The organism is Sunxiuqinia dokdonensis, from assembly GCF_001270965.1.
GTDB classification, from domain to species: Bacteria; Bacteroidota; Bacteroidia; order Bacteroidales; family Prolixibacteraceae; genus Sunxiuqinia; species Sunxiuqinia dokdonensis.
Map to the genome: position 1 here is coordinate 1 of NZ_LGIA01000039.1, position 1,673 is coordinate 1,673.

1 protein-coding gene is annotated in these 1,673 nt (G+C 43.6%); it reads left to right on the top strand.

Going from position 1 to position 1,673, the window contains the following annotated elements; all coding sequences use genetic code 11:
• Nucleotides 1-156: 156 nt before the first annotated feature.
• Nucleotides 157-1,673: IS1182 family transposase (locus NC99_RS04270; RefSeq protein ID WP_053180210.1), on the top strand; the 1,517-nt coding region annotated here is incomplete at its 3' end.

Here is a 1,673-nt window from a genome sequence, read left to right on the forward strand (position 1 = left end):
GGGGGAATTGGAAGAAATTAAGGAGCGCATAAAAGCCGTGGAATAGATCGATGAGGCTGTCTAAAAAGAGGACAGCCTCTTTTTTTATTCATTTTTCACTAATTAACTCAATGATATTTAGTAAATTAATGGCATGTTTATCAATGAGTACGAAGAATGAGAAAGCCGGTTTATAAATCAAATTTGCAAGGTCAAATTTCACTTTTCCCAGCACGTTTAGATCAAAATATAGCAGAGGGTGCGCCTGTTCGGTTGGTTAACCAGGTAGTTGAAAACCTTGACATAACAGCCATCGAAAAAACCTATTCAGGCGGAGGCACATCGGCCTACCACCCTCGGATGATGCTGAAAGTGTTGTTTTACGCCTACATGAACAACATCTATTCCTGCCGCAAAATCGGGAAACAATTGGAAGAAAATGTCCATTACATGTGGCTTTCGGGCAATCAGCGGCCTGATTTCAGGACCATCAACAACTTTCGTTCGCTGCATTTGAAAGGTACGATCAATCATCTGTTTACGCAGGTAGTGTTGATGCTGGCCGAAATGGGGTACATCAGTTTGCAGACAGTTTACATTGATGGCACCAAAATGGAATCGCGTGCTAACCGTTACACTTTTGTTTGGCGAAAGACGGTTGAAAAGAACAAGGCCAAACTGGAGGAAAAAATCAGGAAGGTACTGGAAATGATAGATGAAGGCATTGCGCAGGACAATCTTCCTGATGATGAACCGCCCACGCCAATTGATTCCGATGAACTGAAAATGCGTATTGCCCAAATCAACCGTGAAAACCTTTCGAAACAAGAGAAAAGAGCGGTAAAAACGCTGGAAGAAAAGCATTTGCCAAAATTGCAGGAATATGAAAACCACCTTGAAACCCTGGGTGGCAGGAACAGTTATTCCAAAACTGACCCATCGGCCACCTTCATGCGGATGAAAGATGACCACATGCAAAACGGGCAGTTGAAACCTGCCTACAACCTGCAAATCGGTACCGAAAACCAGTTTATTACACATCTTGATTTTTTCGCAAACCCAACCGATACGCTCACGATGGTCCCGTTTTTTGAAGGCTGGAAGGAGCGCTACAGTGGCACACCCCAAACAGTCGTTGCCGATGCCGGTTATGGCAGCGAAGAAAACTATGTGTTCATGGAAGATAATGAAATTGAGGCCTTTGTAAAATACAACTATTTCCACGCAGAGCAGAAAAAGAAATTCCGTGAAAATGCATTTATCGCCCAAAACCTTTTTTACAATGAAACAGACGATTACTTTGTATGCCCGATGGGGCAACATCTTCAGAACAAGGGAAGAACAACAAAAACAAACCAGCACGGTTACAAATCAGAAATAACCATTTATGAAGCTGCCAACTGCAATGGATGTCCGCTCAGGTGCCTGTGTTACAAGGCAAAGGGCAACCGCAGGATAGAAATCAACCACAATTTGCGCCGGCTCAAAGCAAAGTCACGTGAACTTTTACTTTCCGAACAGGGATTAAAACACCGGAAAAAACGATGTGTGGAACCGGAACCTGTGTTTTCGCACATACGATACGACGGGGCTTATCTTCGCTTCCGGCACTTCGGAAAGGACAAGGTTAAAATGGATTTTGCACTGATGGCCATTGCCTTGAACCTCGCAAAATTAGCACGGAAAAAGTCAGG